The following is a 5,641-nucleotide window of genomic DNA, read 5'->3' on the forward strand; positions in this document are numbered from 1 at the left end:
CCCCGGGACACCGGGGCGGCACCGCCAGCCTAGTTGGCGCACGACGGGAGGACCGGCGGCCGGCCACCGGCCACGGGCCACCGACGGGTCAGCGCCCGGCCAGGGCGTTCAGCCGCGCGCGGTCCAGACCGGTCAGCGCGGTGACCTCGGCGAGGTCGACGGCGCCGCAGTCCAGGCCGCGCAGCAGGTAGCCGCTCAGCGCCCGGGCGGTGGCCGGCTCGTCCATCACGTCACCGCCCGCCTTCGCGACGTACGCGGCCAGTCGGGCGGCGGCGGCCGCCAGGCCCTCGCGGTAGAAGGAGTAGACCGCGACGTAGCGGGTGGGCAGGTGCGCCGGGTGCATGTCCCAGCCCTGGTAGTACGCGCGGACCAGCGAGCGGCGGACCAGGCCGTGGTGGAGCTTCCAGGCGGCGTGCACCTGCTCGGTGGAACCGGTCGGGACGACGTTGGTCGATCCGTCGGAGAGCCGGACCCCGGTGCCCGCGGCCGCCACCTGCATGACCGCCTTGGCGTGGTCGGCGACCGGGTGGTCCATGCTCTGGTGGGCCGCGCTGACGCCGCAGGCCGCGCTGTAGTCGAAGGTCCCGTAGTGCAGGCCGGTGGCGCGCCCCTCGGCGGCCTCGATCATCCGGGCGACGGTGGCCCGGCCGTCCGGGCCGAGGATCGCCTGGGTGGTCTCGATCTGGATCTCGAAGCCGATCCGGCCGGCGGGCAGCCCGGCCCGGCGCTCGAAGTCCTCCAGCAGCCGGACCAGCGCGGTGACCTGCTCGGCGTAGGTCACCTTCGGCAGGGTCAGGACCAGGCCCTCCGGCAGCCCTCCGCGGGCCAGCAGGGTGGCCAGGAACAGCTCCAGGGTGCGGATGCCGCGGGCCCGGACGGCGGCCTCCATGCACTTGATCCGGATGCCGAGGTACGGCGGGGCGCCGCCCCCGGCCACCGTGGCGGCGACCAGCCCGGCGGTGCGGACGGCGGCCGCGTCCTCCTCGGCGTCGGGGCGGGGCCCGTAGCCGTCCTCGAAGTCGATCCGCAGGTCCTCGATCGGCTCGCGCTCCAGCTTGGCGCGGACCCGGGCGTGCACGTCGGCGAGCAGTTCGTCGTCCGCGACGCCGAGGGCGCGGGCCAGTTCGGCGGGGGTGGCGGCGTGCCGGTCGAAGGCGTCCAGGGCCCGGCGGCCCCACTCCCGCACGGTGTCGGCACCGAAGGCGTCGGCCGGGACGTAGACGGTGTGCACCGGCTGCCTGGTCCCGGGTTCGCCCGGGTAACGGCGTGCCAGATCGGCGTCGACGGGGGCGAGCAGCGCCTCCACGGCGGCGCGGGCCGCGGTGGAGAAGGAGGCCGCGTCCGTCGGCCCGTTTCCGTCGACCCCGACCCGTGTCATCCGCACTCCTCCATGCCGAACCAGCGCTTCAACAATTTGTTGAGGCGAAGGTAGCTCCGGCGGGTACGGGCGTCAATGGCCGACCCGGCACCGGACGGTGGCGGCCGCGGTCAGTCCCTCCCGGCGGCGGCGTAGCGCTCGTTCAGCTCCGGGTACAGGTCGGCGACCTCCTTGGGGTGGACCGAACCGTCCGGACCCTTGCCGGTGACGCCGAACTCCCTGGTCAGCCAGTCGGCGAGGCGCTGGGGGTCGGGCTGGTGGCCGTAGCTGTCCATGTACGAGACGAGCGCCTCGTAGGCGAGGTCCGGGTCGAGGCGCGCGGGCACCGGAGCAACCGCGCGCTGCTCGGCGTGGACCGGCTGCTCGGCGTGGACGCGCTCCTCGGCCGGGACCTGCTGCTCGTGCTCGGCGGGCTGCTCGGACTGCTCGGGCTGCCGCTGCGAGCCGGCCGCGTGCTGGGCCTGCGGAACGGGCTCGGAGGTGGAGGCGGTGGCGGCGGGGGCGGGGGCGGCGAGGGCGGTGGGCTCCTCGGCGACCGGGCGCGGGGGCTTGAACCAGGGCGAGGCCTGGCCGGGCACCCGCCCGCCCGGGGCGGCGTCGGCCGGGTGGCCGGTGGTGCGGACCGGGCGCTCGGTCCAGACGTTCAGCTCCTCGCCGCGCGGCTGCGGGGCGGCGTCCGCCACCTCGTCCGGCTCCTGGGCGGCCCGCAGCCGGACGGCGGCCAGCTTCGCGAGCATCGGCGCGGCGACCTCGGCGGACAACGGCGCGACGGCCGCGGGTGCCTGTGTCTGTGTCTGTGTCTGTGCCGCAGCCTGTTCGGGCTGGGCCTGTGCCTGTGCCGCAGCCTGTTCGGGCTGGGCCTGCTGAACCTGCTGGACCTGCGGAGCGGCCTGCTGGGCGGCCTGCGGCTCCTGCTGCGAGTGTTGCGGGTGTTGGGGCTGCTGCGGCTGCTGGGCCTGGGCCTGGGCCTCGGCGACCGGGGCGATGGCGGCGGTGGCGCGGTTCTCCTGGCCGGGTATCCCCTGCGCCTCCTGCTCCGGCAGCGCCTCCGGGGCCTCGCGCACACGGCCCTCGTCGTCCAGCCGGTCGAGCAGCGCCGGGTCCAGCGGCACGCCGAACTTGGCGAGCTTGAGCGGCAGCAGCGCCTGGATCGGCGCCGAGCGGCGCCAGCCGCGGCCGTACCGGAAACGCAGCTGCGCCCGGTAGACCAGGCGGTTCTGTTCCAGTCGGATGACCTCGTCGTAGGAGCGGAGCTCCCAGAGCTTCATCCGCCGCCAGAGCCGGAAGGTCGGCACCGGCGAGAGGAGCCAGCGCATCACCCGGACCGACTCCATGTGGCGGTCCGCCGTGATCGCCGCTATTCGGCCGACCGCGTGCCGCGAGGCCTCGACCACGACGACGAAGAGCACCGGAATGACCGCGTGCATCCCCATGCCGAGCGGGTCGCCCCAGGACGCGGCCGCGTTGAAGGCGATGGTGGCGACGGTCAGCAGCCACGCGGTCTGCCGCAGCATCGGGAAGGGTATCCGCAGCCAGGTCAGCACCAGGTCGAGCGCGAGGAGCACGACGATGCCGGCGTCCACGCCGATCGGGAAGGCGTAGGAGAAGGCGCCGAAGCCCTTCTCCTCGGCCAGCTCGCGCACCGCGTTGTACGAGCCCGCGAAGCCGATGCCCGAAATGAGGCAGGCACCGGCCGCGACCAGGCCGAGCAGGCCACGATGGGCCTTGGTGAGCGTTGGGCGTGCCATTACGTCTATCAACCCCTGGATGTCGGCCGCTGGCGTACAGTGCCTCGGCTGCCGGGTCCCGTTGGTCGGGCCGCCGGACGGCTGAGCAGCCTCCGGGCTCGGCCCACCGGAGTTTACTCGTACGCGTGTTTAAGCGTTCCCACAGCCTGGGGTGTCACAGTGCGGCGGCCGAACGCCGGCCCCGGCACCGTGCGGATCGGTGCCGGGGGCCGGCCGGACCGTCAGCGGGTCTGCCTCGCCGTGCCGTTGAGGTAGGCCAGTACGGCCAGCACCCGGCGGTTGGCATCCTCGTCCGGGGCGAGGTCGAGCTTGCTGAAGATGTTGGCGATGTGCTTGGCCACCGCACCGTCGCTCACCGACAGCCGGGCGGCGATCGCCGAGTTGGAACAGCCCTCGGCCATCAGTTCCAGCACCTCGCGCTCCCGCGGGGACAGCCGCAGCAACGGACCGGGCCTGCGCGCGGTGGTCTCCATCAGCTTGGCGATCACGTCCGGGTCCATCGCCGTGCCGCCGGCCGCCACCCGGCGGACCGCGTCGATGAACTGCCCGGCGTTGAAGACCCGGTCCTTCAGCAGGTAGCCGATCCCCCCGGTGCCGTCGGCCAGCAACTCCCGCGCGTAGAGCTGCTGGACGTGCTGCGACAGCACCAGCACCGGCAGGCCCTGGATCTCCCGCCGTGCCTTGAGCGCGGCCTGCAGGCCCTCGTCGGTGAGCGTCGGGGGCAGCCGGACGTCGACCACGGCCACGTCCGGCCGGTGGGTCAGAAGCGCCTCCAGCAGCTCGGGGCCGGTCTCCACCGCCGCGGCGATGGTGAAGCCGTGCGCTTCCAGCAGCCGGATCAGGCCTTCGCGAAGGAGGTAGAGGTCCTCGGCGAGGACAACTCGCACGGCAACTCCAAGGTGATGGTGGTGGGTCCGCCCGACGTGCTGTCGATGGAGAGGACACCGTCGAAGGTACCCAATCGCTTCTCGATACCACGCAGTCCGGTCCCCCGCGAAGGGTCCGCCACCCCCACCCCGTCGTCCGTCACCGTGATCCGCAGGAGGCCGGCCCGGTAGAGGATGTCCACCCAGACCTGCTCCGCCTCCGAGTGCTTGGCCGCGTTGGCCAGCAGCTCGCAGATGCTGAAGTACACGGCGGCCTCCACCGGCGCCGGCGGACGGTCCGGCAGGCTCACGCACACCTCGGTCGGCAGCGCGCTGTCCAGCGCGAGGGCCCGGACGGCATCGCCGAGTCCGCGCTCGGCGAGCACCGGCGGGTGGATGCCGCGCACCAGGTCCCGCAGCTCCTGGAGGGCCCGGGCCGAGGACTGGCGAGCCTCGGCCAGGAGCTCCCGCGCGGCCCCCTGGTCGGTGTCCATCAGGTGCTCGATGGTGCCCAGCGTCATCCCGATCGCGACCAGTCGCGCCTGGGCGCCGTCGTGCAGGTCCCGCTCGATCCGTCGCAGCTCGGCCGCCTGGCTGCCCGCCGCGTCCGCCCGCGTCTCGGTCAACTCGACGACCCGCCTGGTCAGCTGGGCGCGCGTCGCCCGGCCGTCCTGGTCCAGCACCCGGCGGGCGGCCTCCGCGTACATCCGCACCGCGAACGGTGCCACGAGTATGCCGCCGACGACCATGGCGGCCCCGAGCGCGGTGCTCAGCAGCATGGACGCCATCCGGCCGCTCAGCGGGCCGAAGTCGTCCGCCGGCACCGGCGAGGAAAGGGCGTAGGCGACGCCCAACCCGAACAGAACCGCCAGCGGGCCGGCCAGAGCCACCACAAGGAGCGGGTTCACCAGCATCCAGAGCAACTCGCCCCGGGTGGTCCGGTCCCGCAGGCCCCAGTGGACGACCTGCACGTACTTCGCCACCGTCCGCGAGCGGTGGTACGTGTAACCCGTCCACCAGTGCCCGCGGCCGTCCAACTCCAGCTCCGGACGCGGCTCGTAGGTGGACGGCAGCCGTATGCCGAACCAGCGTTCCACCTGCCCGCGGGTACGGTCGGCGACGCTCCGGACGAGGTGGGCGGCGACCACGGAACCGACGAACGCAGCCACCAGCAGCGCGACGAGGATCCCCGGGGAGTAGTTCTGGAGGACCTGGGCCGCGATCACCCCCGAGAGGACGGCCGCCGCCACCGGCAGCACGAACCCCGGCACCGCGGACAGCAACACCACGAGCAGTCGTGTCAGGCCCTCGCCGCCCGCCGTGAAGGCGGCCCGGGCCTGCGCACGTACGGACGTGCCGCTCGCACGACTCACTGTTGTCACGGGAAGCTCCTGATGCCGGTACCGATCGTCCTCCATCAGTCTTCACGAACCGTCCATCACCCACACTGGCCATGGCACCCCAATCCCGAGGTAGACCTAGGACCACCTGCGAGTGGAGGAAGTGACACCGACCGATGAGACAGTCCGGAAATGCGAAGAACCCCCATCCGGGTCCCGGATGGGGGTTCTTCTGAAGAATTGTTCGGCGGCGTCCTACTCTCCCACAGGGTCCCCCCTGCAGTACCATCGGCGCTGTAAGGCTTAGCT

General features: G+C 73.1%; 4 protein-coding genes and 1 rRNA gene. All 5 read right to left on the bottom strand.

The window, feature by feature from the left end; genetic code table 11:
* Positions 1 to 88: 88 nt before the first annotated feature.
* On the bottom strand, positions 89 to 1,378 hold the full coding sequence (locus ACWGKU_RS40180; protein ID WP_452181003.1) for a DUF6986 family protein: 1,290 nt from the start codon (positions 1,376 to 1,378) through the stop codon (positions 89 to 91).
* 110 nt (positions 1,379 to 1,488) lie between these two features.
* Positions 1,489 to 3,126, bottom strand: a complete 1,638-nt coding sequence (locus ACWGKU_RS40185) for a DUF2637 domain-containing protein (RefSeq protein WP_452181004.1) — start codon at positions 3,124 to 3,126, stop codon at positions 1,489 to 1,491.
* Positions 3,127 to 3,347: 221 nt separating this feature from the next.
* Positions 3,348 to 4,013: a response regulator transcription factor gene (locus tag ACWGKU_RS40190; protein WP_387736816.1), complete on the bottom strand. Its 666-nt coding sequence runs from the start codon at positions 4,011 to 4,013 to the stop codon at positions 3,348 to 3,350.
* Positions 3,965 to 5,374: a histidine kinase gene (locus ACWGKU_RS40195; protein WP_452181005.1), complete on the bottom strand. Its 1,410-nt coding sequence runs from the start codon at positions 5,372 to 5,374 to the stop codon at positions 3,965 to 3,967. Before ACWGKU_RS40195 ends, ACWGKU_RS40190 begins: the two co-directional genes overlap by 49 nt.
* A gap of 200 nt (positions 5,375 to 5,574) precedes the next feature.
* A 5S ribosomal RNA gene (rrf, locus tag ACWGKU_RS40200) occupies positions 5,575 to 5,641 on the bottom strand; the annotation flags it as partial.

The sequence above is a fragment of the Kitasatospora sp. NPDC054768 genome (assembly GCF_053612025.1).